Below are 24252 nucleotides of genomic sequence, written 5' to 3'. Positions count from 1 at the left end.
CCGGCGCCCCATCCTTCCCCGTGGCCGGACAGGTCCGGCCACGGGGGATGTAACGTGTCTGGTCCTTCGGGGCCGCGTAAATGGAGTTGAGATCATGCCGTTCGCCATCACCTTCACCGAGACCGGCGAGATCGCGCCGGAATGCCGCGACACCGGTGGTTTCGTCGCCACGTCGCGCGGTGGCGAGGCGCTGGAACGTCTCTCCGTCGGCGTGGAGCTTCTGACCCGCGACGCGGGGCCGCGCAAGATCGTGTGGCTTGGGCGGCGGCTTCTGTCGCGCGACCGGCTGGCGGGAACCCCCGAACTGCGCCCGGTCCGGATCCGGGCGGGGGCGTTCGGGCCGGGCCTGCCGGAGCGTGATCTCGTCGTGTCGCCGCAAACGCGGGTCGCCTTCGCGGACGCGCGCACGCTCAGCTGGGTCGGGCAGCGCGAGGTTCCGATGGCGGCGATCCACCTGACCTGTTTCGAAGGGGTGGAGCAGGAACCGGCGCGGGACACGACCTACATCCATCCGATGTTCGTCGGCACGCAGTCCATCAATGCCGATGGCGTCTGGCTCGAGGCCGCGCGCGTCGACGACGAGGCGCTGGGCGACCCGTCGAACCCGATGCGCCAGGAACTTCTGCGCCTCTACCCCGAACTCGTGACGCTGCGCGGCTGGGCGAGGCCATCGACCCCGGCGCCGGGCGCTCAGTCGGTCCTGTCCGCCGCGCGCTGAGCGCGCCATCGCGCCCAGTCCTCCGGCGTGTCGAGGTCGGTGAGCGCGCGCCGGCCCGGCAGCGCCAGGCGGCGCACGCGGTGCGCCTGCGCGCGCAACACCTCGCGCGCGCCGGTATCGCCGGTCACGGCCGCGATCGCGGGCAGGCAGTCGGCGGGAAAGAGCACGGGATGGCCCGGCGTGCCGTCTTCGGCCGCACCCTGCCAGATCGCCTCAGGGGCCTTCGCGAACGCGTCCGCCAGCCGCTGCATGTCCTCCTGCCGGATCTCGGGCATGTCCGCGGGCAGGATCATCAGCCCGCGAATGCCGGGCGGCAGCGCCGCGACGCCCGCGCGCAGGGAGGCGGCCATGCCCTGCCGGGCATCGGGCAGGGCAACGCAGGTCACGTCGAGCGCGGCGAGCGCCGCCCCGCGCGCGCCGGGCGGCTCCGGCAGGGTGACGATCACGGTGTCCGTCACGGCGCGCGCGCGCCCGGCGAGAAGCGCGAGCAGCGGCCGGCCCTCCACCTCCTCGATCAGCTTGTCGCGCCCGCGCATGCGGGACGACGCCCCCGCGGCCGGGATCAGGATCGCGAGGCCCTGTGTCATCCGCGTTCCATCGAAGGCAGACACCCCAATTCCCGGCCCGCACCCTGCGCGGGGTCTCAGCCCCGCAGCCGCGCGCCATCGGGATCGAAGAGCGCGTCTTCCAGCATCCGCGCCGGCCGCATCTCGCCCAAGATCTCGATCTCGACCTCGAGGCCGGGCGCGGCCGCCTCGGAGGGGATCAGCCCCAGGGCCACGGCCTTGTCCGCGTGGTGCGAATAGCCGCCCGAGGTGCAGAAGCCCCGGACTTCGCCGCCGATCCAGATCGGCTCGTAGGCGTGGACGTCGGCGTCGAGCGTGTCCACCTCGAAGGGGCGGAGCGTCCGGGTCGCGCCCTCCGCGCGCTCGGCCTCGGCAGCGGCGCGGCCGATGAAATCCGCGTTCTTCCGGAACGCGATGAAGCGATCGAGCCCGGTTTCGGCGGCGGTGTAATCGGGCGAGAACTCCGATCCCCAGGAGCCGAAAAACCGGTCGAGGCGGAGCGACATCATCGCGCGCATCCCGAAGGGTTTCATGCCGTGGGGCTGCCCGGCCTCCTGAAGCGCCGACCAGAGCGCGCGCTGCTCCATCGGGTCGCAGTAGATCTCGTAGCCGAGATCGCCGGTATAGCTCACGCGCTGTACGAGGCAATCGGCCATGCCGACGGTGAGCCGACGCACGTCAAGGAACGCCATGTCCGCGATGTCGCTGCGCGTGCAGGCGGCCAGCACGTCGCGGGCCAACGGCCCCGCGATCTGGAAGCCGTTCAGCCGGTCCGAGACGTTCTCGATCCGCACGCCCTCCGTCTCGTTCATCTGGAACCAGCGCATGTGGAAGGCCTGCGCGCCGTAGCTCGCGGTCAGCTGGAAGCTCTCCTCGTTGAGGCAGGAGACCGTGAAGTCGCCCCAGAGCCGCCCGCGGGGCGAGAGCATCGGTGTGAGCGAGAGCCGCCCGGGTTTCGGGATGCGCCCGGCCATGATCCGGTCGAGCCAGGCACGCGCGTTCGGCCCCGTCACGAGATACTTGCCGAAGTTGTGGACCTCGTTGATGCCGACGGCCTCGCGGACGGTCTTCACCTCGCGCCGGGTGGCGTCCCAGGCGTTGGAGCGGCGGAAGCTCGGGGTTTCCCAGCGCGGCTCGCCTTCCTCGGCGAAGTAGTTCGCCACCTCGAGCCCGTACTGGTGGCCCCAGACCGCGCCCATGCGATCGAAGATGTCGTACATCGGCGTCTGGCGGAAAGGCCGCGCGGCCGGCAGCTCCTCGTTCGGGTAGGAGACGGAAAAGCGTTTCTGGTAATTCTCGACGACCTTGGGGCGCGTGTAGCCGGGCGTGATCCAGTCGCCGAAGCGGGCGCAGTCCATGGCGAAGGTGTCGCGCTCGCACTCGCCCTCGATCATCCACTGGGCGAGCATCAGCCCCACGCCGCCGCCCTGGCTGAAGCCGGCCATCACGCCGCAGGCGGACCAGTAGTTGCGCATCCCCGGCACCGGGCCCACCAGCGGGTTGCCGTCGGGGGCGAAGGTGAAGGGGCCATGGATCACCGACTTGACGCCCGCGCGCTCCAGCACGGGGAAGCGGCGATAGGCGAAGGCGATCGACTCCTCGATCTTGTCCAGATCGTCGGGCAGCAGCTCGTGGCCGAAATCCCAGGGCGTCCCGTCCACGGCCCAGGGCTTTGCCTGCTGCTCGTAGAAGCCGATGCAAAGGCCGCGCCCCTCCTGGCGAAGATAGCTTTCGCCCGCCGGGTCCATGACATGGGGATGCTCCTCGTCGCGCTCGTAGATCTCGGGTACCTCGTCGGTGACGATGTACTGGTGCTCCATCGGGTGCAGCGGGAAATAGACGCCCGCCATCGCGCCCACCTCGCGCGCCCAGAGGCCGGCGGCGTTCACGAGGTGCTCGGCATGGATCGTGCCCTTGTCGGTCACCACGTCCCAGCTGCCGTCGGCGCGCTGGTTGGTCTCGCGCACCATGCAGTGGGTGACGATCTCGGCGCCGGCCATCCGCGCGGCCTTGGCGTAGGCGTGGGTGGTGCCCGAGGGGTCGAGATGTCCGTCGAGCGGGTCGTAGAGCGCGCCGATGATTCCCTCGAGATTGGTGATGGGCGCGATCTTCCGGATCTCGTCGGGCCCGACGATATGGGTGTCGAGGCCCATGTATCGGTGCTTCGCGCGCTCGGCGAGCAGCATGTCGAAGCGGTCGCGGTCGTCGGCCAGCGTCACGCCGCCCACGTGGTGCAGCCCGCAGGACATGCCGGTGATTTCCTCCAGCTCCTTGTAGAGCCGGATGGTGTAGCCTTGCAGCGCGGCCATGTTGGTGTCCCCGTTGAGGGTGTGAAACCCCCCCGCCGCGTGCCAGGTGGACCCCGAGGTGAGGTCGGACCGCTCGATCAGCATCACGTCGCTCCAGCCGAGCTTGGTCAGGTGATAGAGCACGCTGCAGCCGACGACGCCGCCGCCGATCACGGCGACACGGGTGGTGGTCTTCATGGGGATCCTCCGCGTTGGCTTTGCGCCACCCTCTGAAGCTGCGGGCCGGATGGCAAGCCCGGCTGCGACACGGAATGTCGCGGATGAGGTGCGGCGCCGGGGGCTGGGGCCGCTTGCGCGAAGGCCCATGGCGACATCGAATGTCGGGTTCCGGCGATCCGCGCGGGTCGGCGCGGTGCAGTCTGGCCGAAACCGCGAAGGAACAGGCCTCATGAGAACCCATGCCCAGGCCGTCGTGATCGGCGGCGGCGTCATCGGATGCTCCATCCTCTACCATCTCGCCAGGGCGGGGTGGACGGACGTCGTGCTGCTGGAGCGCGACGAGCTCACCTCGGGGTCCACCTGGCACGCCGCCGCCAACATCCACGGGCTGCACGACAACACCAACATAAGCCGCATCCAGCACTACACGATGCAGCTCTACCGCGAGCTGGAACAGGAGACGGGGCAGGGCTGCGGGGTGTTCCAGCCCGGCTCGCTCTACCTTGCGCAGACCGAGGCGCGCGAGCACCAGCTCCGCCTGCAGGCGGCCAAGGCCCGCCTCTACGGCATGAATTTTCACGAAATCGGCCGCGACGAGGCCGAGAGGCTGCACCCGCTCGTCGATTTCGAGGGCGTGCGCTGCATCATGTACGAGCCCGACGGCGGCAACGTGGATCCCTCGGGCGTCACCGCGGCCTACGCCGCGGGTGCCCGGGCGCGGGGCGCCGAGATCCACCGCTTCGCCCCCGTCACCGCGACCGAGCAGATGCCCGACGGCACCTGGCTCGTCCGGACGGAGAAGGGCGACATCCGCGCGGACTGGGTGGTGAACGCGGCCGGGCTCTGGGGCCGCGAGGTGGCGCGCATGGCCGGCATCGAGCTTCCGCTCCAGCCCACCGAGCACCAGTATTTCGTCACCGAGACGATCCCCGAGATCGCCGCGATAGACCGCCGCCTGCCCTCGGTCGCGGACCGGGACGGGGAATACTACCTCCGCCAGGAAGGGCAGGGGCTTCTCGTGGGTGCCTACGAGCGCGACGTCCGGCTCTGGGCCGAGGAGGGCACGCCGGGGGGCTTCGGCCACGAGCTCTTTGCCGACGACCTCGAGCGCATCGAGGAGAACATGATGCGCGCGATCGAGCGGGTGCCCGCCGTGGGCGAGGCGGGGATCAAGCGCGTGATCAACGGGCCGATGATCTGGTCGCCGGACGCGAACGTGCTGTTCGGGCCGGTGCCGGAGCTGTCGAACTACTTCTGCGCCAACGGCATCATCCCCGGCTTCTCGCAGTCGGGGGGCATGGGGCTGATGGCCGCGCAGTGGATCACCGAGGGCGAGATGCGCCACGACCTCTTCGCCTGGGACGTGGCGCGCTTCGGGGCCTGGGCGGGGCCCGCCTTCACCAGGGCGCGGGTGCGCGACCAGTACGCCCACCGCTTCGCGATCCATTTCCCGAACGAGGAACGCGCGGCCGGCCGTCCGGTGCGCACGCGCCCCGTCTACGACACGCAGAAGGCGATGGGCGCGGTCTTCGGGCTGAACTACGGCTGGGAGCATCCGCTCTGGTTCGCGGACGCGCCGGGCACCGAGGACACGCTGGGCTTCACGCGGCAGAACTGGTGGGCGCCGGTGGGCGAGGAGGCCCGCGCGCTCCGCGAGCGCGCGGGCGTCATCGACATCTCGAACTTCGCCAAGTACCGCGTCGCCGGACCCGGCGCCCATGATTGGTGCGAGGCCGTCTTCGCCAACCGCATTCCCGCGGAACCCGGCCGCTCTTGCCTTGCGCCGCTGATCGGGAAGCGCGGCGGGATCGCGGGCGACTTCACGGTGACCTGCCTCGCGCCGGAGGAATACTGGATCATCGGCTCTGGGCTCGCCGAGCGTTACCACAGCCGCTTCTTCCGCGAGGTGCCGCTGCCGGCGGGCACCGTGTTCGAGTCCCTTACCGATAGCCATTGCGGCTTCAACGTCGCGGGGCCGGAAAGCCGCGCGCTGCTGCAGCGGCTCACCGGCGCCTCGCTCGCCACGCCCGACTTTCCCTTCCTGCGCTCGAAGCGGATCGAGGTCGCGGGCGTCGAGGTGACGGCGCTGCGGGTCTCCTTCACCGGCGATCTGGGCTGGGAGCTGCACTGCCGCGAGGACGACCAGCTCCGCCTCTACGAGGCGCTTCTCGAGGAGGGGCGCGCGCTTGGCGCCGCGCCCGTCGGCTCGCGCGCGCTGATGTCGCTGCGCATCGAGAAGGGCTACGGCTCCTGGGGGCGCGAATACAGTCCGGAATACTGGCCCCAGGAGGTCGGGCTGGAACGGCTCGTGAAGCTCGACAAGCCGTTCCTCAACCGCGACGCCGCCGCCGAGACGATGGGCCGCCCGGCCCGCGAGGCGCTTCGCCTGATCGAGATCGACCACGCCGCCGCAGAGGCCTCGCGGGCTGACGCCACGGGCGGCGAGCCGGTCTTTCACGAAGGCCGCGGCGCGGGCCGCGTGACCTCGGGCGCCTACGGCTACGCGGTCGGGCGCTCGCTCGCCCTGGGCTTCCTCGACGGCGTGGCCCCGGGCGCGGAGGTGGAGGTGATGCTGCTTGGCCGGCCGCACCCGGCCCGCGTGCTGCCGCAGGCCCCGTTCGATCCGCAGGGCGCGCGGCTGAGGGCCTGAGTCCCGGGGACCGCGCCGCGACCGGGGCGAGATTGACCCCGGGCGGGGCTTCTGCCAAGCAGAGGCTTCCGGAAGCAGGGGAGCCCGCTCCACATGAAGGTCATCATCTGCGGTGCGGGGCAGGTCGGCTGGCAGATCGCGCGCCACCTTTCGGGGGAACGCAACGACGTCACGGTGGTGGACAACAACCCGGAGCTGGTACGCCGCGCGACGGACTCGCTCGACGTGCAGGGCATTGCGGGCTTCGCCTCCTACCCCGACATCCTGGAGCGCGCCGGCGCGCGCGACGCGGACATGATCATCGCCGCCACCCATTCCGACGAGGTCAACATGGTGACCTGCCAGGTGGCGCATTCGGTCTTTTCCGTCCCGCGCAAGATCGCTCGGCTGCGGGCCCAGTCCTACATGACGGCGATCTATTCCGACCTCTACCGGCGCGACCACATGCCGATCGACGTGGTCATCAGCCCCGAGCGCGAGGTGGCCGAGGCCGCGCTGCAGCGCCTGTCGGCGCCGTCGACCTTCGACACGGAGACCTTCCTCGACGGCGACGCGCAGCTTCTGGGGCTGCGCATCGGTGAGGCCTGCCCGGTCGTCAACACGCCGCTGCGGCAGTTGACCGACCTCTTCTCCACGCTGCGCGCCGTCGTCGTGGGCGTGCGCCGGGAGGGCACGCTCTTCGCGCCCGAGCCCGGCGACCAGCTCTTTCCGGGCGATCAGGCCTATATCGTCGCCCATGCCAAGGACGTGGGCCGCACGCTCGAGATCTTCGGCAAGGATCACAAGCGCACCGAGCGCGTCGTGCTGATCGGCGGCGGCAATGTCGGGCTGACGGTCGCCCGCGCGCTCGAGGCACGCGCCCAGCGCATCCGCCTGAAGGTGATCGAGCGCGACCGCGCCCAGGCGGAACGCGCGGCGGACGCGCTCGAACGCACCATCGTGCTTTACGGCGACGGTCTCGACGTGGCGCTTCTGCAAGAGGCCAACATCGAACGCGCCGACGCGGTGCTTTGCGTGACCGACGACGACAAGACCAACATGCTCGCCGCGGTGCGCGCGAAGTCGCTGGGCTGCCCGATGGGCATCGCGCTGGTCAACGACCCGACCCTCGAGCCGCTGATGGGCACGCTGGGCGTGGACGCCTACATCAACCCGCGCGCCACCACGGTCAGTTCGATCCTGCGCCATATCCGGCACGGGCGGGTGCGCGGCGTGTATTCCATCGGCGACGCCGAGGCCGAGGTGATCGAGGCGGAGGTTCTGTCGACCTCGCCCCTCGCGGGACAGCGGATCCGCGACATCGACTTTCCCGAGGGCGTCCTCGTCGGCGCGGTCAAGAAGAATGGCGAGGTTCTCAAGCCCACCGGCGGGCTGCGCATAGAGGATGGCGACGTGGTCCTGTTCTTCGCGCTCGCCGGCGACGTGCCCGAGGTGGAGCGCCTGCTCCAGGTCTCGATCGATTTCTTCTGAGCCGGCGATGGGCAGGCTCTACCGTCTTCCGCTTCTGCTGCTGTTGACCGGCGTCGTCGCCCTGTCGATGTACCTTCCCGCGGGGGTGGCGCGGGTGGACGGCGATCACCACGTCGCGCGCACCTTTTTCTATGCCGGCACGCTCGGGCTCATCCTGGTGACGCTCGTGGCCGTGGCGCGCTGGGGTCGCCCGCCCGAGCGCGACACGCTGCGACAGCTGCTGTCGCTGCTCGGCGTGTTCACGCTGCTGCCCACCGCGATGGCGATCCCCTTCCACGAGGCGGTGCGGACCACGTCCTTCCTCAACGCCTATGTCGAGATGGTATCCTGCCTGACGACGACGGGCGCCACGCTTTTCGAGGATCCCGGCCGGCTGGTGCCCGCACTGCATCTGTGGCGCGCGCAGGTCGGCTGGCTGGGCGGCCTCCTGATCTGGGTGGCCGCCGCGTCGATCCTCGCGCCGCTGAACCTCGGCGGCTTCGAGGTGACCGCCTCGGCCGAGCCGGGGCAGGGCGAGGGCCGCCAGCCCCAGATGCATGCCGCCGCGCCCGCGACGCGGCTTGCGCGGGCCACCGCGGCGCTCGCGCCCGTCTATGTCGGGCTGACCGGCGCGCTCTGGGTGATGCTGATGATCATGGGCGAAACGACGCTGCCCGCGCTGGTGCACGCCATGTCGGTGATGTCCACCTCGGGGATCTCCGCGACCGGGGGGCTCGAGGTCTCGGGCGCGGGGCGCGGCGGCGAGATGGTGATCTTCCTGTTCCTGTTTTTCGCCCTGTCGCGGCTCACCTTTTCCAGCGACACGATCGCGACGCAGCGGACCGGGCTGCACAACGATCCGGAATTCCGCCTCGGGCTTCTGATCGTACTGGGCGTGCCCCTCGTTCTGTTCCTGCGACACTGGCTCGGGGCCTTCGATTTCGGCGAGGAGGAAAACCTCGGCGCCGTGCTGCGGGCGCTCTGGGGCGCGATCTTCACCGTGTTGTCGTATCTGACCACCACCGGCTTCATGAGCGCGGACTGGGACGCCGCGCAGAACTGGTCGGGGCTGGAGACGACCGGACTCATCCTGCTCGGGCTCGCGCTCGTGGGGGGCGGCGTGGCCACCACGGCGGGCGGGGTCAAGCTTCTGCGGGTCTACGCGCTCTATCTCAACGGGATGCGCGAGGTGGAAAGGCTTGTTCATCCCTCCTCGGTCGGTCGTGCGAGCGTCTTCTCCCGACGGCTGCGGCGCCGCGGGGCCTTCGTGGCGTGGATCTTCTTCATGCTCTTCGCGCTGAGCCTCGCGCTCGTGACGGTCGTGTTCGCCGCGCTCGGCTCCGGTTTCGAGGAGGCGCTGGTGCTGACCATCGCGGCGCTTTCGACCACCGGGCCGCTCGTCACCTCCGCGCTCGAGACGCCCATCTCGCTCGCCATGCTGCCGGGGGCGGCCAAGCTCGTCTTCTGCGCGGCCATGGTGCTCGGCCGTTTCGAGATGCTTGCCATCATCGCCCTGATCACGCCGGAACTCTGGCGACGGTGAGCGCGCCGCGGCTGGCGGCGGCGCTCGCCCGGATTGGGGCTGGAAACTCCGGGTCATGCAAGACATACTCCGGCCGGGAAAGTGCGCCCGGGCCTCGCGGGGCGGTTGCGCGTGGCCCGATGGAACGGCAACAGAGCAAAAGACCGAAAGAAAACAGGGCAAGAATTCATGGCATCGGACCGACAAAATCTTCAGGACGCCTTTCTCAACCATGTGCGCAAGACCAAGGTTCCGGTGACGGTCTTCCTGATAAACGGCGTGAAGCTTCAGGGCGTGATCACCTGGTTCGACAATTTCTGCGTGCTCCTGCGCCGCGACGGGCAATCGCAGCTCGTCTACAAGCACGCGATTTCCACGGTGATGCCGGCCCAGCCCATCAACCTTTACGACGGCGACGAAAATAGCTGACACCTCGCAAAGCGGGATGACCCCGGCCGCGGTGCTTCATCCGGATATCCGTACGGAGCCTGTGCGCCGCGAGCCCGTCCACGCGCTGGAAGAGGCCGTGGCGCTCGCCGCCGCGCTGCCGGGGCTCGACGTCGAGTGGGCCGAGATCGTGCGGCTACCCAAGGCCCATCCCGGCACGCTCTTCGGGTCCGGGAAGATCGAGGAGCTTGGGCGGCGCTTCACGGAGGACGGCATCGAGCTTGTCCTGATCGACGGGCCGGTGACGCCCGTGCAGCAGCGCAACCTCGAACGTGCCTGGAAGGTGAAACTCCTCGACCGGACGGGGCTGATCCTCGAGATCTTCTCCGACCGCGCCGCGACGCGGGAGGGTGTCCTCCAGGTCGAGATGGCGGCGCTTTCCTACCAGCGCACGCGGCTCGTGCGCGCCTGGACCCACCTCGAGCGTCAGCGCGGCGGCCTCGGTTTCGTGGGCGGCCCCGGCGAAACCCAGATCGAGGCCGACCGCCGCGCCATCGACGAACAGCTCGTGCGTCTGCGCCGCCAGCTCGACAAGGTGGTGAAGACGCGAACGCTGCACCGCGCGGCGCGCGCCAAGGTGCCCTATCCGATCGTTGCGCTGGTGGGCTACACCAACGCCGGAAAGTCGACGCTTTTCAACCGCCTGACAGGCGCGGAGGTGATGGCGAAGGACATGCTCTTCGCCACGCTCGATCCCACCATGCGCGCGATCCGCCTGCCGGACGGGCCCGAAGTGATCCTGTCGGACACGGTGGGATTCATCTCCGACCTGCCGACGGAACTCGTCGCGGCCTTCCGCGCCACGCTCGAAGAGGTGTTGGAAGCCGATCTCATCGTGCATGTGCGCGACATCTCGCACCCCGAGACCGAGGAGCAGGCGCGCGATGTCCGCACCATCCTCGAGGATCTGGGCGTCGTGGAAACGACCCCGCAGATCGAGGTCTGGAACAAGCTCGACCGGATGGCGCCGCCGGCCGTGGACGCCGCGCGCGCCGCGGCGGCGCGGAAACCGGGCGTGGCGATGATCTCGGCCTGGACGGGCGAGGGGCTCGAGGCGCTGACGCAGATGATCTCCCGCGCGCTGGAAGGCGAGCGGCGGACGGAGCGGGTGGATCTGGGGTTCGACGACGGCCGCCGCCGGGCGTGGCTTTTCGACAAGGGTCTCGTCACGGGCGAGACGCAGGACGAAGAGGGCTACCACATCGACGTGCGCTGGAGCCCGCGTCACGCGGCGCAGTTCCGCGCCATGGCAGAGCGTGACCGTCAGGGCTGAGGCCCGGTCGTTCCGGCACGGTCACCCCGTCTCGAAACCGAGCCGCGCCAGCGGGTTGCGGTACCCTTCCGACCACTGCAAGAGCCCGCGGGCGAGCCGGCCGGCGGGTCCATCCTCGGGGTCGCTTTCGCGCATCACGGCCCACCAGTCGAGCGCGACATCCTCCTCGCCCACGGGCCGGGTGACGAGCGTTCCGTCTTTCACCTCGGGCTCCACCGCCCAGCGGCTGAAGAGGCCGACGCCGAAGCCCGCGCGGAGAAGGTCGATGACGGCCTCCGGCGTGGGCATCTGCGTGACGTTGCGCATCGGCGCGTTCGGCCGGCCGATCAGCGTTTCCCATTCGAACCCGGGTTCGGCGGAAATCGGGTAGCTGAAGAGCCGGTCGCCGGCGACGGCGTGGCTGTCCACGATCTCCGCCGCGGCGAGGCGGTGCGTGGGGGCCATGGCCGCCACCAGCGGGTCCGCGCCCAGCAGATACCAGCGCAGCCGGGGCAGGGCCGACGGGCGGCCGTAGACCGTGACGACGTCCACCGCACCCTCGGCGAGGCTGGCGAAGGGCCGCGCCGTCGCCTGGCCGGAAAGATCCACGGTCAGATCCGGCTCGTGCGTGGCGAGGAAGCTCAGGAAATCGGGAAGCCAGTGATACCGGCTGTAGGTCGCCTGGCCGAGCCGGACGAGCCGACGGTCGCCCGCGCGCTCGGCCGCGATCTCGCGCTCGATGCGGGCGAGTTCGCCGAGGCTGCGCGCAGCGAAGTCCCTCAGCCGCTCGCCCTCGGGCGTGAGGTTCAGCCGGCCCCCCGCGCCACGCCGCGTGAGCGGCGCGCCCAGACGTCGCTCGGCCTCTCGCAGGCGGTGCGACACGGCGGATTGAGTCACGCCGAGCCGTGCCGCGGTCGCGGTGAGCGTGCCTGTTTCGGCCAGCGTTTCCAGCACGGCGAGATGGTGAAGATTGAGACGGGGCAGCATCCGGGAAATGAAAACGTTTCATGTGAGGATTGAAACTTAGGAATTTTTCTTGTCGGCTGCAACGGCGTATGGGGGTGGCATGTCACACGCCACGCTTTCCACCCCCCGCCTTGCCAGCCCCGCCGCGGCCACTGCGGCAATCGCGATCGCATCGGTCTGTTTCGGTCTCGTGCCGCTTTTCGCGCGCGAGCTTCAGGCGGCCGGCATGGCGGACGCCTCGATCGCCTTCTATCGCTATGCGCTGTCCACCGCGATCATGCTGCCCTTCCTGCCGCGCACGCGGGCAAAGCGGAAGCCGGCGGCGATCATGGTGGGGACCGGCATGCTCATGAGCCTCGGCTGGCTGGGCTATCTCGATGCGCTCCGGACGCTGCCGGTGGCTTCGGCGGGCGTGATCTACATGAGCTACCCGCTCTTCGCGCTTCTTCTGGGATGGCTGCTGGCCGGCGCCTGGGTGGGTTGGCGCGGCTGGCTCTCGGGCGCGATGATCCTCGGTGGCGCGCTCTTGCTGACCGAAGGCGGGGGGCTTGGTGGCGCGACGCCGCTTGCCGTGCTCAAGGCGCTGGCCGCGCCGCTCACCTTCGGGTTGGGGATCGTGATCATCTCGTCCTTCATGAACGGTCTCACCGCGCCCGAGCGGATGGTGTGCGCGACGCTGGGATCGGTGCTGGGCATGATGCCGCTCGTGGTCGCCGCGCCCGTCGCGACCTTCGTGCCCGTGGGCGCGTCCGCCTGGCTGATGGTCGCGGGGCTGGGCCTAGCCACGGCGCTCGTTCCGCAACTGCTTTACGTGTCGGCCGTGCCGCTGGTCGGGCCGGGCCGGGCGGCGGCGGCCGGAAGCGTCGAGCTGCCCACCATGCTGGCCGTCGGTGCGCTGGCCTTCGGCGAGGCGCTCGGCGCGCGGGAGATGGCGGCGGCGGCGCTGGTGCTCTCGGCGATCCTGATCGCGCCGGCGGTGCGGCCCGGCGAGCCCGGCCTGACCGGCCGGAAGCGCCTGTTCGGCCTATGAGTCGCTCGGCCGCAGCACGGTCACGCCAACGGCGCCCGCCCGCGCGAGGTCGGGGTCGAGCGACATGTTGACGTATTCGCCCCGTCGCCAGAGTTGCCCCAGATCGTCGTAGTGCCGCGACAGGAAGTGCCCGGACTGGCCGGTCGCGGTCACGAAGACCGAACTGTCCGGATCCGCGAAATCGTAGACACCCCGGTAGCCCGCGCCGTGCACGTTGAGAAACGGGTCCGGGTCCTCGCCGGAGGTGAGGCCCCGCATCAGCGTATTGTCGCCGCCGCTGGTGGATTGGCGGATGTTCACGAAGTAGCGCAGCACCGGCACCTCCCCCAGCGCGGCGTGATCATGCGTGGCCTGGTGCGCGTCGCCCCATCGCAGCGACTCGAGTTGCGAGCCGTAACGCTCCGCGATCCGGACCAGCGCGTCATCGAGGGCGAGGCGCGCGATGTCGGTACAGCTTTCCGTCGCGGTGGACTGGCGGATGTCGCACCACGCGCTCGCCCCGTCGACGTCGCGGTAGACCCGCTCGATGAAGAGCGGCTCGACATGGCTGAACGTGTCGGCGAGGGGGCCGAGATCGTCCCGGATGAGCCGGTCCTGCAGCGCACGCAGCCAGGCCGCGTAGATCAGCGGCTCGGGCAGGTGTTCGTTCATCTCGCCGTTCCACTCCGCCAGCAGCAGGAGCGCGCGCTGGCGCAGCCGCTCGGGCGTGCCTTCGGGCGCCGCCTCGCCGGTGAACCACAGATCGCGCCCGATGAGCGGCAGAAGGGAGCGCGCGGTGAAGCTGACGGTGTCGAGTTGCGCCTCGATGAAGCTGTCGCGGGTGTGCACCTCGCGGTTCTGCATCAGCCTTTGCCAGCGGAACACCCGCTGCGTATCGCCCCAGGCATAGGAGACGTGAAGCGGGAACGGCCGCTCCAGCAGCTTGTTGTTGGTGTTGCCGACAATGCCGCCGCGGGGCGCGAGGAACTCGGGGTTCGCGGTCACCGGGAAACGGCCCTGCCAGCGGTTCTCCGGAAGGTAGCCGAAGACCGGAAGCCGCCCGCGGCTCTGGTGTGCGTCGTCCCGCCGGGGCATCGCGCCGATCATCTTGAGCGCGATGGTCTCGGAATCGACGAGGGTGAGGTTCTGCGCAGGCGCGACATAGTATTCGACCGCCCCGAGCGCCTCCTCGACGGAGCTGGCATACATGAGCGCGATGGCCGCGCGCATCGTCGTGTCCTCGGGCTCGAGCGCCGTCCAGGACAGCGCGGCCACGTGACCGGGCGGCGTCACGGTGCCGAGGTCGTATTGCGTGCCGGGAAGGACGGGGCCGTTCGCGCTGTTGCGCAGCGTTATGGTGACCGGCGCCTCGCCCGCGACCTCCACGATGGCGCGGCGCGTCTCGAAGGGTTCCCAGCCATCGGGGGTGCGGTATTCCAAGGCGTCGGCGGGGCTGAGCTCCTCGAGCAGGATGTCCTGGTCGTCGAGATAGGCGGAGGTGAGCCCCCAGCCGAGCTGTGCGCTTCGTCCCGAAAGCACCGCGGGAATACCGGGTATCGTGGCCCCGATCACCCCGCCGGAGGACAGCTCGAGCCGCGCGAGATACCAGGTCGTCGGCGCGGAGAAGCCGAGATGCGGGTCGTTGGCCAGAAGCGTGCCGCCCGCCGCCGAGCGCGAGGGCGCCGCGGCCCAGGCATTCGAGGCCCCGGCGAAGCCTCTCGCCGGCACCGGCGAGAGCGGGTCGCGCGGCGCGCCGCGGGGCGCCTCGGCGTAGCGCGGCAGCCCGGGCACGAGGCTCGCGTAGTCGGGCAGGGCGGCGACCCCCTGGCCCGGAACGTCGGGCAGGATGTCCGCGATCCGTCCGGCCCGGTCCTCGAGCGCGAGGGAGACCCGCGCGCGCAGCACCTCCTCGTTGATATGTCCGGACAGCTGTAGCGCCATCAGCTTCACCATTGCGATCGAATCCGCCGGCTGCCATGGCGCGATCGGCTGGTTGAAGATGAACAGCTCCGGCGCGCCGCGCCCGAGGCTGCCGCGATTGATCTCCTCGAGCCGGGCGTTGACGCCCGCCGCGTAGGCCTCGAGCGCGGCGAGCGTGCGGGCGTCCTGAACGCCCACGGAGCTTTGCGCGCGGCGATAGAGGCCGAGACGGCGCAGAAGCGTGTCGATCTCGAGTGTGCGCCGACCGAACACTTCCGAAAGCCGGCCCTGTACCGTGCGGCGCATGGTGATCATCTGCCAGAGCCGGTCCTGGGCGTGCGCGTAGCCCAGCCCGAAGAAGACATCGGCGTCGGCCTGGCCGAAGATGTGCGGCACGTTGGCCGTGTCGCGGACGATCTCCACGGGCGCGGACAGGCCGGCCACGGTCACGGTCTTGCCGTAGTCGGGCAGCGAGCGCGACGCGAGATAATAGACGATGGTCACCGCCAGGACGACGAGCAGGACGAGTCCGCCCGCGATCCTGAGCAGCCAACCGATGAGACGCGTCATCGCGACCTCCTTGCGCCCTTGTCTTCCATTCCCGGGCGCGAGAGAAACCGGGGACGGGCCGAAAGGCAAGACAGACGCGAGGGGAGGCCGCATGGCGAAGATCGCATTTCTCGGACTGGGCGTCATGGGATACCCCATGGCAGGGCATCTCGCGGCCGCGGGGCATTCCGTCACGGTCTACAACCGCACGGCCTCCAAGGCGGAAGCCTGGGTCGCGCAACATGGCGGCGACCGGGCCGCGACGCCGGCCGCGGCGGCGGCGGGTGCGGAATTCGTGATGGCGTGCGTCGGCAACGACGACGATCTGCGCGCGGTCTGCCTGGGGGAGGAGGGCGCCTTTGCCGGCATGGAGGCAGGCGCGGTCTTCGTGGATCACACCACCGTCTCGGCCCAGGTGACGCGCGAATTGCATGCCGCCGCGCGGGAGGCGGGCCTCGATTTCGTCGACGCGCCGATCTCGGGCGGCCAGGCGGGCGCCGAGAACGGGCAGCTGTCGGTGATGTGCGGTGGCGAGGAGGACGTCTATGCCCGCGCCGAGCCCGTCATCGCGACCTACGCGAAGCTCTGCCGGCGCATCGGCGGCCCGGGGGCAGGCCAGATGACCAAGATGTGCAACCAGATCGCAATCGCCGGTCTCGTCCAGGCGCTGTCCGAGGCGGTGAACTTCGCGGAAAAGGCCGGCCTCGACGGCGAGAAGGTGTTCGAGGTCATCAGCCAGGGTGCGGCCGGGTCGTGGCAGATGGCGAACCGGGCGGAGACGATGCTCGCCGACCGGTTCGATTTCGGCTTCGCAGTGGACTGGATGCGCAAGGACCTCGGGATCTGCCTCGACACGGGCGACGAGATCGGCGCGGCGTTGCCCGTGACGGCGCTGGTGGACCAGTTCTACAAGGACGTGCAGGCGCTGGGTGGCGGGCGCTGGGACACGTCCTCGCTGGTGCGGAGGCTTCGCGCGCTCGACAGCCGCTAACCGGCTCAGGACCCCCGATCCAGGGTCCTGTGCTTGCCGGTCATGCTGTCGGGACGGGACATCCTCGCGGATGCCCCCGCGTCCCGCTCAGGCGAAAAGCTCCGCGAAACGGCCGCGGTAGAGCGCGGAGAGCTCGGCGAGCGGCGCTTCGGCGCCGCCCATCCGCACCGTGTCGCCGGTGAAGCGCCCAACGGCGCGGACCGGCACGCCCGCCCTTCCCGCCGCGATCATCAACGCCTCGGCCTGGTCGAAGTTGCAGGCGACGAGATAGCGCGCCTGGTCCTCGCCGAAGAGGGCGGGCATGTCGCTGTCGTCGAGGACCACGCCCACGCCCGCCGCCTCGGCCATCTCGAAGGCCGCAAGCGCAAGACCGCCGTCGGACAGGTCGGTGCAGGCGCGAATGAACGCGCGGTTTTCGAGGATGAAATCGCCGTTCCGCCGTTCGGCGAGAAGGTCGACATGCGGGGCGTCGCCGTCGGTGCGGTTGAACACCTCCCAAAGCAGCGCGGAGCGCCCGAGATGCCCGGCCGTTTCGCCCACCAGCAGCGCCACGTGCCCGTCCCGCACGGTTCCGGTGATGGCCTCGTCGAGATCTTCGATCAGCCCCACGCCGCCGATCGTGGGCGTGGGCAGGATCGGCTGGCCGTCCGTCTCGTTGTAAAGCGACACGTTGCCCGACACGATCGGCATGTCGAGCGCCCGGCAGGCCGCGCCGATCCCTTCGATCGCGCCGACGAACTGGCCCATGATCCCGGGCTTCTCGGGATTGCCGAAATTCAGGTTGTCGGTCGCGGCGAGCGGCCGCGCGCCCTTGGCGACGAGGTTGCGGAACGCCTCGGCCACCGCCTGCTTGCCGCCCTCGACCGGGTTCGCCTCGACATAGCGGGGCGTCACGTCACAGGTGAAGGCCAGCGCCTTCCCCGTGCCGTGCACCCGCACGATGGCCGCCCCGTGGCCGGGGCCCACCACCGTGTCGGCCATCACCATGTGGTCGTATTGCCGCCAGACCCATTCCCGCGAGCAGTAGTTGGGGCTGGCGATGAGCGCGCGGAGCGCGTCGATCGCGTCCACCTGCGGCACCTCGCCCAGGGGCTCGGGTTCGGGAGCGGGCTCCCAGGCGCGGTCGTATTCCGGCGCCTCGCCCGAGAGCGCACGCAGGGGCAGGTCGGCCTTCACCGCGCCATTGTGCATGACGAGGAAACGATCCTCCGGGATCGTTTCGCCGACGATCGCGAAATCGAGATCCCACTTGTCGAAGACAGCCTTGGCCTCGGCCTCCCGCGCGGGGTCGAGCACCATGAGCATCCGCTCCTGGCTTTCCGAGAGCATCATCTCGTAGGCGGTCATGGCCGCCTCGCGGCAGGGCACGGCGTCGAGGTCGAGCCGGATGCCGAGGCCGCCCTTGTCGCCCATCTCCACCGCCGAGCATGTGAGCCCCGCGGCGCCCATGTCCTGGATGGAGACGACCGCGCCCGTGACCATGAGTTCGAGACAGGCCTCCATCAGCCGCTTCTCGGTGAAGGGATCGCCCACCTGCACGGTGGGGCGCTTCTCCTCCAGCGTCTCGTCGAACTCCGCCGAGGCCATCGTCGCGCCGCCGACGCCGTCGCGGCCCGTCTTCGCGCCGAGATAGACCACCGGGCGCCCCACGCCCGAGGCGGCGGAATAGAAGATCCGGTGGGCGTCGGCGAGTCCCGCGGCGAAGGCGTTGACGAGGCAGTTGCCGTCATAGGCCGGGTGGAAGCGGACCTCCCCGCCCACCGTGGGCACGCCGAAGGCGTTGCCGTAACCGCCGATCCCCTCGACCACCCCGTGGACGAGGGCGCGGGTGCGCGGGTGATCGGGCCGGCCGAAGGAGAGCGCGTTCATCGCCGCGATGGGCCGCGCGCCCATGGTGAAGACGTCGCGCAGGATTCCGCCCACCCCGGTGGCCGCGCCCTGGTAGGGCTCGATGTATGAGGGGTGATTGTGGCTTTCCATCTTGAAGACGACGGCCTGCCCGTCGCCGATGTCCACCACGCCCGCGTTCTCGCCCGGCCCGCAGATCACCTGCGGCCCCTCGGTGGGCAGCGTGCGCAGCCATTTCTTCGACGACTTGTAGGAGCAGTGCTCGTTCCACATGGCCGAGAAGATGCCGAGCTCGGTGAAGGTCGGCTCCCGGTTCAGCAGGCGCAGGATGTTGGCGTATTCCGCGGGCTTCAGCCCGTGGGCTTCGACGATTTCGGGCGTGATGGCCGGTTCCTGCATGCGTCTTCCCAGTTTTCGCCAGTCGGCGCACGTCTTAGGACATGGCTGCGCCCGGGGGAAGGGGCGTTGCCGTGGCGCGCCACACCGTGGTATGCGGGTTCCCGGGAGGACGCCACCGCGATGAGCACCCCGCGGCTGACACTGCTGGTCCCGCTCGCGCGGCGCGCGCGCGACGTCGCCGCCGCGCTCATGGCGCCGTTCTGGCCCGGCGAGGACGTGCAGAGCGTGATTGCCCGCCTCGAGGCGCTGCCGCCCGCAAGACAGGCCGGTGCCGTGGGCGGCGTGCTGGGCCTGCTCTTTCTTCTCAGCCTCTTTTCGGCGCAGTTCGGCCTTCTGGGGCTCGCGATCTTCTGGATTGGCGTCATTCTTCTCGTGGCGTGACAGCCTGCCGCAGCGCAGCACGCAAATGGTTGACGTAACGCGACTTTTGCGCGGTATTCTTTGGCATGCCATTGAAAAAACAGGTTTTTTGGGACTTGTCGCGTGATCCGCGCCTGTGACCGGCGCGTATCTTTACCACAACAGCGCAAAAGGAAAGGATCACGTCATGGACAGCCTTCCAATCATTCTCTGCCTCGGGACGCTCGGCTTCGTGCTCGCGTTCGCCTACATCTCCGCACGGGTGACCGAAAAGCAGCGCCTCGACGGCGGGCGCCCGAAATCCTCTCTCTCGCGGGACGGCATCGAAGAGCGCATGCGCCGCGGGCTCGTGGACCCCTCCTGACCTCCGCCTTGCTGAACGAACCGGCCGCATCCCAGACAGGGTGCGGCCGTTTGCGTTTTACGGCGCGGGCAAAAAAAATGGCCGAGACCAAGTCTCGGCCATAGTCCAACAGGGAGGTGAAGATGATGAGGCCCTTGGGGCCATCAACTTCACTTGCTGAATTAGTGAGCGGTTTCGAGTCGATCAAGCACTAAGCCGGTGCCGGGACGACAATGCCGCCATGCGTTGCCAGCATGCCTCAACACGGTTGCGCTCACTCCGCCGCTTCGGCCCGGCGCTGGCGCCGGTAGGCGGCGATCTCCGACTGGACGAAGTCGCGGAAGGCGGCGATGCGGCGCGACTGCCGCAATTCCTCCGGATAGGCGAGAAAGACCGGCACCTCGTTGCTTTCCACGGTATCGAGTACCCTGACGAGATCCGGGAAGTCGTGCATCAGGTAGTCCGGCAGGACGCCGATCCCGAGATTGCTGAGCACGCCCTGCAGCACGCCGAAATAGTTGTTCACCGTCAGCGTGGAGCGGACGTTGTAGGTCATCAGGTGCTGCACGAGCGTCGCCCCCGCGCTGACCTGGACCGAACTCGGACTCTGGCAGATCAGCCGGTGGCTGGCGATATCGTCAAGCGTTTCGGGACGCCCGGAAGCCTCGAGATAGGCGGGCGAGGCGTAAAGGCGCATCCGCACGCCCATCAGGCGCTTGCGGATCAGGTCGGCCTGCGAGGGTTCCTTCATGCGGATGGCCACGTCGGCCTCTCGCATGGGCAGGTCGAGCACGCGCTCCTCGAGCATCAGGTCGATCTTGAGATCGGGATATTTCTCGTAGAGGCGGTGCAGGCGTCGGCTGAGCCATAGCGAGCCGAACCCCGTCGTGGTGGTGACCCGCAATTCGCCGAAGACCTCTTCCTCGCTGTCGCGGATGCGGGCCGAGGCGGCGTCGAGCCGCTTCGACATGGCCGATGTCGCGTCGAAGAGAAGCTCGCCCTGTTCGGTCAGGATGAGACCCCGCGCATGGCGGTGGAAAAGCGTCGCGTTCAGGCTTTCCTCGAGCGCGCGGATCTGACGGCTTACCGCGGATTGCGACAGGCCCAGCACCTCGCCCGCGTGGGTGAGACTTCCCGCGGCCGCGACCGCGTGAAAGATCCGCAACTTGTCCCAATCCATGATCGTATCGTTCCTCAACTTGCGCCCCCGCTCAAGCCCGTCCCCGACAATCATGCGGACCTTGTCGCATCCAGGTCTCTTTTCCGTGACGAAACGCGATCCGAATGGGCTATACGGGTCATGTGTTATGACCTATTATCCCGAACGGCAAATACTAGGTACCTAGCGTCAGGAGGATGCCAGATGAGCCTTCAGAAGGTTTCCCTGGACGACCGGTTCGACCTGTCGAAATCGCCCGTTCTGCTGAACGGCACCCAGGCGCTCGCGCGCTTGATGCTGATGCAGAAGGCGCGCGATCGCGCGGCGGGACTGAACACCGCAGGCTATGTCACCGGCTACCGGGGCTCCCCGCTTGGCGCCGTGGACATGCAGATGGCCCGGGCCGCGAAGCCGCTCGCCGATGCGGATGTCCTCTTCCAGCCCGGTCTGAACGAGGATCTTGCCGCCACCGCGCTCTGGGGGAGCCAGCAGGCGGAACTGCGCGGCGAGGGGAAATACGACGGCGTCTTCGGGCTCTGGTACGGCAAGGGGCCCGGTGTCGACCGCTCGGGCGACGTGATGCGCCACGCCAACATGGCCGGAACATCGCCCAATGGCGGCGTGCTGATGGCGATGGGCGACGACCACACCGGCGAAAGCTCCACGGTGCTTCACCAGTCCGAGTGGGCGCTCGTGGACGCCTACATGCCCGTGGTGAGCCCGGCCGGCGTGCAGGAGATCCTGGATTACGGCATCTACGGCTGGGCGCTGTCGCGCTTCGCCGGTGTCTGGGTCGGGCTCAAGACGATGAAGGACACGATCGAGGCCACGGCGGTGGTCGATGGCCGGCCCGACCGGATGCAGCTCGTCCGGCCCGAGTTCGACCTGCCCGAGGGCGGGCTCAACATCCGGCTTCAGGACACCCCGCACGCGCAGGAAGCGCGGATGATCGACTTCAAACGCTTCGCCGCCGAAGCCTTCGCCCGCGCCAACAGCATCGACCGGCGCGTCTGGGGCAAGCCCGGCGCGAAGATCGGCTTCGTCGCGGCGGGCAAGAACTGGCTCGACCTCTGCCATGCGCTGTCGCTTCTCGGCATCGACGCGGCCGAAGCCGAGCGGTTGGGCATCACCACCTACAAGGTGGGCCAGACATTTCCGCTCGACATGCAGGGCTTTCACGACTGGGCCGAGGGGCTGGACCTCATCGTCGTCGTGGAGGAGAAGCGCAAGCTCATCGAGGTGCAGATCAAGGAGGCGATCTTCGACGACCGCCGGGGCCGCCGTGTCTATGGCTGGTACAAGGGCGGCGCGGGCTCCATGCACCGAGAGGAGCTTTTCCCGACCCGCGGCGCGCTCGACCCCGTCGGGATCGCCCAGAAGCTGGGCGAGATCCTCGTCGAGGAGGGGCGCGGCACCGACGCGATCCGCGCGGGGCTCGCCACGCTCGCCGAGGCGCGGCGCGCCGACAACGCCGAGGAAATCGCGACGCGCCAGCCCTGGTACTGCGCGGGCTGCCCGCACAACACCTCCACCCGCGTGCCCGAGGGCAGCCGCGCCTATGCGGGCATCGGCTGCCACTACATGGTGCAGTGGATGGACCGGAACACGCTCGGCTTCACCCACATGGGCGGGGAGGGCGCGAACTGGATCGGAGAGACGCCCTTCTCGAAGACGCCGCACGTGTTCCAGAACCTGGGCGACGGCACCTACAATCACTCCGGCGTCCAGGCGATCCGCGCGGCACTCGCGGCGGGCACCAACATCACCTTCAAGATCCTCTACAACGACGCGGTGGCGATGACGGGCGGGCAGACGAACGAGGGCGGCCTCGCCCCCGACCGGATCGCCCGCGAGCTCGACGCGATGGGCGTGGGGCGGATCGCGGTCGTCTTCGACGAGAAGGAAGAACCCGACTGGGCCGGGTTCCCGAAAACCGCGACGCGGCATCCGCGCGCCGACCTCGATACGGTGCAGACGGAATTGCGCGAAGTCCCGGGGGTTTCCGCGATCCTCTACATCCAGACCTGCGCCGCCGAGAAGCGCCGCCGCCGCAAGAAGGGCGCCTTTCCGGACCCGGACAGACGGGTCTTCATCAACCCGGACGTCTGCGAGGGCTGCGGCGATTGCGGAGTGCAGTCGAACTGCGTGGCCATCGTTCCCAAGGAGACGGCGCTCGGCCGCAAGCGCGAGATCGACCAGTCGGCCTGCAACAAGGATTTCTCCTGTCTCAAGGGCTTCTGCCCGTCCTTCGTGACGCTGGAGGGCGCGACGCCGCGCAAGCAGGCCACCGCCGAGCTCGAGCTGCCCGACCTGCCGGACCCGGCGCTGCCGGCGATCCGCGGCACGCACAACCTGATCATCACCGGGGTGGGGGGCACCGGGGTCGTGACCGTGGGCGCGGTGCTCGCGCAGGCCGCGCAGATCGACGGCAAGGGCGCGGCGATGATGGAGATGGCGGGCCTCGCGCAGAAGGGCGGCGCGGTGCACATCCACTGCCGCATCGCCGAACGGCCCGAGGACATCACCGCGATCCGCGTGGCGACCGGCGAGGCCGATGCGCTGATCGGCGGCGATCTGGTGGTGAGCGCGGGCGCCAAGACGCTTGGCCTGACGGCGACGGGGCGCACCGGCGCCGTGGTCAACAGCCACGAGATCATGACCGGCGCCTTTACCCGCGACCCCGAGTTCCAACTGCCCAGCGGGCGGCTCGCGCTCGCGCTTGAGCGCCGTCTGAAGGACGATCTTCTCCTGCTCGACGCATCGGAACTGGCGCGCGCGGTGATGGGTGATTCGATCTTCTCGAACATGATGGTGTTCGGCGCGGCCTGGCAGCGCGGCCTCATCCCCGTCTCGGCCGAGGCGATCGCAGAAGCGATCCGCCTCAACGGCACGGCGGTGACGGCCAATCTTCGCGCCTTCGAGGTGGGTCGCTGGGCTGCGGCGGCGCCGGAAGAGGCGGCGCGGCTTCTCGCCCCCAAGGTGGTGGACCTGCCCGCATCGGCCGAGGACAAGGCCGACTACCGTGAGCGGCACCTGCGCGACTACGCAGGACCGCGGCTCGCCCGGCGCTACCGGCGGCTGGTGGACAGCATCGAGGATGCCGAGCTTCGGGCCGCGGTGGCCGAGGGGTATCACAAGCTCCTGTCCTACAAGGACGAATACGAGGTGGCGCGGCTGCTTCTGTCCTCGCGCGAGAAGGCCGAGGCGGAATTCGACGGCGATTTCCGCATGACCTTCCATCTCGCCCCGCCGCTTCTTCCCGGCAAGGACGCAAACGGGCGGCCGAAGAAGCGCGCCTTCGGGGAGTGGATGGTCTGGCCGCTTCGCGCGCTCCGGCGCTTGCGCGTGCTGCGCGGCACGCCGCTCGATCCCTTCGGCTACACGGCCGAGCGACGGATGGAGCGTGCGCTCCTGCGTCAGTACGAGCGCGACATGGCGGAGGTTCTGCCCAAGGTGGACGACGCCACCCGGGAGATCGCCGTGGACCTCGCCCGGCTTCCGCTTTCGATCCGCGGCTTCGGGCCGGTGAAGCAGGCCAACGAGGCAGAGGCCGCGAAACGCCGCGAGGCGCTTCTCGCCGCCTTCCGCGCGGGCGGCGCGCCCCTCCGGCAGGCGGCCGAGTAGCGCGGCCGTCAC

At 69.4% G+C, this 24252-nt stretch carries 17 protein-coding genes; 11 read left to right on the top strand and 6 right to left on the bottom strand.

Annotation, left to right across the window (positions count from 1 at the left end):
- Window positions 1–94 precede the first annotated feature (94 nt).
- Window positions 95–718, top strand: a complete 624-nt coding sequence (locus AB6A66_RS16150) for a Hint domain-containing protein (RefSeq protein WP_371038329.1) — start codon at window positions 95–97, stop codon at window positions 716–718.
- Here AB6A66_RS16150 and AB6A66_RS16145 read toward each other — a convergent pair.
- Window positions 691–1305 (bottom strand): NTP transferase domain-containing protein, encoded by a 615-nt coding sequence (locus tag AB6A66_RS16145; protein ID WP_371056686.1) that lies wholly within the window; start codon window positions 1303–1305, stop codon window positions 691–693. The two genes, AB6A66_RS16150 and AB6A66_RS16145, sit on opposite strands and share 28 nt — an antisense overlap.
- Window positions 1306–1361: 56 nt before the next feature.
- Window positions 1362–3770: an FAD-dependent oxidoreductase gene (locus AB6A66_RS16140; RefSeq protein ID WP_371056685.1), complete on the bottom strand. Its 2409-nt coding sequence runs from the start codon at window positions 3768–3770 to the stop codon at window positions 1362–1364.
- A gap of 211 nt (window positions 3771–3981) precedes the next feature.
- Here AB6A66_RS16140 and AB6A66_RS16135 point away from each other — a divergent pair, with 211 nt between their 5' ends.
- The 5 genes from AB6A66_RS16135 to hflX all read left to right on the top strand — a co-directional run bounded on the left by AB6A66_RS16135 (window position 3982) and on the right by hflX (window position 11093).
- Window positions 3982–6402, top strand: coding sequence for an FAD-dependent oxidoreductase (locus AB6A66_RS16135; protein WP_371056684.1), 2421 nt, complete (start codon window positions 3982–3984; stop codon window positions 6400–6402).
- Window positions 6403–6495: 93 nt separating this feature from the next.
- Entirely contained in the window at window positions 6496–7872 is a 1377-nt protein-coding gene (trkA, locus tag AB6A66_RS16130; protein ID WP_371038333.1) for a Trk system potassium transporter TrkA, read from the top strand.
- 7 nt (window positions 7873–7879) lie between these two features.
- Window positions 7880–9394 (top strand): TrkH family potassium uptake protein, encoded by a 1515-nt coding sequence (locus AB6A66_RS16125; RefSeq protein WP_371056683.1) that lies wholly within the window; start codon window positions 7880–7882, stop codon window positions 9392–9394.
- 168 nt (window positions 9395–9562) lie between these two features.
- Window positions 9563–9802: an RNA chaperone Hfq gene (hfq, locus tag AB6A66_RS16120; protein ID WP_371038335.1), complete on the top strand. Its 240-nt coding sequence runs from the start codon at window positions 9563–9565 to the stop codon at window positions 9800–9802.
- Between the two features lie 16 nt (window positions 9803–9818).
- Complete coding sequence (gene hflX / locus AB6A66_RS16115; RefSeq protein ID WP_371038336.1) at window positions 9819–11093, top strand: GTPase HflX; 1275 nt, start codon at window positions 9819–9821, stop codon at window positions 11091–11093.
- Between the two features lie 21 nt (window positions 11094–11114).
- Here the strand turns inward: hflX and AB6A66_RS16110 are convergent, their stop codons facing one another.
- A complete protein-coding gene (locus AB6A66_RS16110; RefSeq protein WP_371056682.1) occupies window positions 11115–12059 on the bottom strand; it encodes a LysR family transcriptional regulator in 945 nt (314 codons plus the stop codon).
- Between the two features lie 79 nt (window positions 12060–12138).
- Here AB6A66_RS16110 and AB6A66_RS16105 point away from each other — a divergent pair, with 79 nt between their 5' ends.
- A complete protein-coding gene (locus AB6A66_RS16105; protein ID WP_371056681.1) occupies window positions 12139–13068 on the top strand; it encodes a DMT family transporter in 930 nt (309 codons plus the stop codon).
- Here the strand turns inward: AB6A66_RS16105 and AB6A66_RS16100 are convergent.
- The gene (locus tag AB6A66_RS16100) at window positions 13063–15537 is read right to left on the bottom strand and encodes a penicillin acylase family protein (protein WP_371056680.1); all 2475 of its coding nucleotides are present in this window, start codon (window positions 15535–15537) and stop codon (window positions 13063–13065) included. The two genes, AB6A66_RS16105 and AB6A66_RS16100, sit on opposite strands and share 6 nt — an antisense overlap.
- Before the next feature lie 91 nt (window positions 15538–15628).
- On the opposite strand from AB6A66_RS16100, the gene AB6A66_RS16095 reads away from it, so the two are divergent.
- The gene (locus tag AB6A66_RS16095; RefSeq protein ID WP_371056679.1) at window positions 15629–16507 is read left to right on the top strand and encodes an NAD(P)-dependent oxidoreductase; all 879 of its coding nucleotides are present in this window, start codon (window positions 15629–15631) and stop codon (window positions 16505–16507) included.
- Window positions 16508–16594: 87 nt separating this feature from the next.
- Here AB6A66_RS16095 and purL read toward each other — a convergent pair whose 3' ends face one another.
- Window positions 16595–18754 carry a phosphoribosylformylglycinamidine synthase subunit PurL gene (gene purL, locus AB6A66_RS16090; RefSeq protein WP_371056678.1) on the bottom strand — a complete coding sequence of 720 codons (2160 nt, stop codon included), beginning with the start codon at window positions 18752–18754 and terminating at the stop codon, window positions 16595–16597.
- Between the two features lie 120 nt (window positions 18755–18874).
- On the opposite strand from purL, the gene AB6A66_RS16085 reads away from it, so the two are divergent.
- Both AB6A66_RS16085 and AB6A66_RS16080 read left to right on the top strand, forming a co-directional pair.
- Entirely contained in the window at window positions 18875–19135 is a 261-nt protein-coding gene (locus AB6A66_RS16085) for a hypothetical protein (RefSeq protein ID WP_371038342.1), read from the top strand.
- Between the two features lie 166 nt (window positions 19136–19301).
- The gene (locus AB6A66_RS16080) at window positions 19302–19478 is read left to right on the top strand and encodes a hypothetical protein (protein ID WP_371056677.1); all 177 of its coding nucleotides are present in this window, start codon (window positions 19302–19304) and stop codon (window positions 19476–19478) included.
- Between the two features lie 253 nt (window positions 19479–19731).
- Here AB6A66_RS16080 and AB6A66_RS16075 read toward each other — a convergent pair whose 3' ends face one another.
- Window positions 19732–20637 (bottom strand): LysR family transcriptional regulator, encoded by a 906-nt coding sequence (locus AB6A66_RS16075; RefSeq protein WP_371056676.1) that lies wholly within the window; start codon window positions 20635–20637, stop codon window positions 19732–19734.
- A gap of 183 nt (window positions 20638–20820) precedes the next feature.
- Here AB6A66_RS16075 and AB6A66_RS16070 point away from each other — a divergent pair, with 183 nt between their 5' ends.
- The gene (locus AB6A66_RS16070) at window positions 20821–24240 is read left to right on the top strand and encodes an indolepyruvate ferredoxin oxidoreductase family protein (RefSeq protein ID WP_371056675.1); all 3420 of its coding nucleotides are present in this window, start codon (window positions 20821–20823) and stop codon (window positions 24238–24240) included.
- Window positions 24241–24252 lie beyond the last annotated feature (12 nt).

This window comes from Rhodosalinus sp. K401 (assembly GCF_041365735.1).
GTDB lineage: Bacteria > Pseudomonadota > Alphaproteobacteria > Rhodobacterales > Rhodobacteraceae > Rhodosalinus.
Note: the sequence above shows the minus strand (reverse complement) of the source record. Positions and strands in the feature narration are given on the sequence as shown.

Bases quoted from the DNA above. Each gene is read 5' to 3' on its own strand.
- AB6A66_RS16150 (WP_371038329.1), top strand. From the start codon at position 95: ATGCCGTTCGCCATCACCTTCACCGAGACCGGCGAGATCGCGCCGGAA.
- AB6A66_RS16145 (WP_371056686.1), bottom strand. From the start codon at position 1,305: ATGACACAGGGCCTCGCGATCCTGATCCCGGCCGCGGGGGCGTCGTCC.
- AB6A66_RS16140 (WP_371056685.1), bottom strand. From the start codon at position 3,770: ATGAAGACCACCACCCGTGTCGCCGTGATCGGCGGCGGCGTCGTCGGC.
- AB6A66_RS16135 (WP_371056684.1), top strand. From the start codon at position 3,982: ATGAGAACCCATGCCCAGGCCGTCGTGATCGGCGGCGGCGTCATCGGA.
- trkA (WP_371038333.1), top strand. From the start codon at position 6,496: ATGAAGGTCATCATCTGCGGTGCGGGGCAGGTCGGCTGGCAGATCGCG.
- AB6A66_RS16125 (WP_371056683.1), top strand. From the start codon at position 7,880: ATGGGCAGGCTCTACCGTCTTCCGCTTCTGCTGCTGTTGACCGGCGTC.
- hfq (WP_371038335.1), top strand. From the start codon at position 9,563: ATGGCATCGGACCGACAAAATCTTCAGGACGCCTTTCTCAACCATGTG.
- hflX (WP_371038336.1), top strand. From the start codon at position 9,819: ATGACCCCGGCCGCGGTGCTTCATCCGGATATCCGTACGGAGCCTGTG.
- AB6A66_RS16110 (WP_371056682.1), bottom strand. From the start codon at position 12,059: ATGCTGCCCCGTCTCAATCTTCACCATCTCGCCGTGCTGGAAACGCTG.
- AB6A66_RS16105 (WP_371056681.1), top strand. From the start codon at position 12,139: ATGTCACACGCCACGCTTTCCACCCCCCGCCTTGCCAGCCCCGCCGCG.
- AB6A66_RS16100 (WP_371056680.1), bottom strand. From the start codon at position 15,537: ATGACGCGTCTCATCGGTTGGCTGCTCAGGATCGCGGGCGGACTCGTC.
- AB6A66_RS16095 (WP_371056679.1), top strand. From the start codon at position 15,629: ATGGCGAAGATCGCATTTCTCGGACTGGGCGTCATGGGATACCCCATG.
- purL (WP_371056678.1), bottom strand. From the start codon at position 18,754: ATGCAGGAACCGGCCATCACGCCCGAAATCGTCGAAGCCCACGGGCTG.
- AB6A66_RS16085 (WP_371038342.1), top strand. From the start codon at position 18,875: ATGAGCACCCCGCGGCTGACACTGCTGGTCCCGCTCGCGCGGCGCGCG.
- AB6A66_RS16080 (WP_371056677.1), top strand. From the start codon at position 19,302: ATGGACAGCCTTCCAATCATTCTCTGCCTCGGGACGCTCGGCTTCGTG.
- AB6A66_RS16075 (WP_371056676.1), bottom strand. From the start codon at position 20,637: ATGGATTGGGACAAGTTGCGGATCTTTCACGCGGTCGCGGCCGCGGGA.
- AB6A66_RS16070 (WP_371056675.1), top strand. From the start codon at position 20,821: ATGAGCCTTCAGAAGGTTTCCCTGGACGACCGGTTCGACCTGTCGAAA.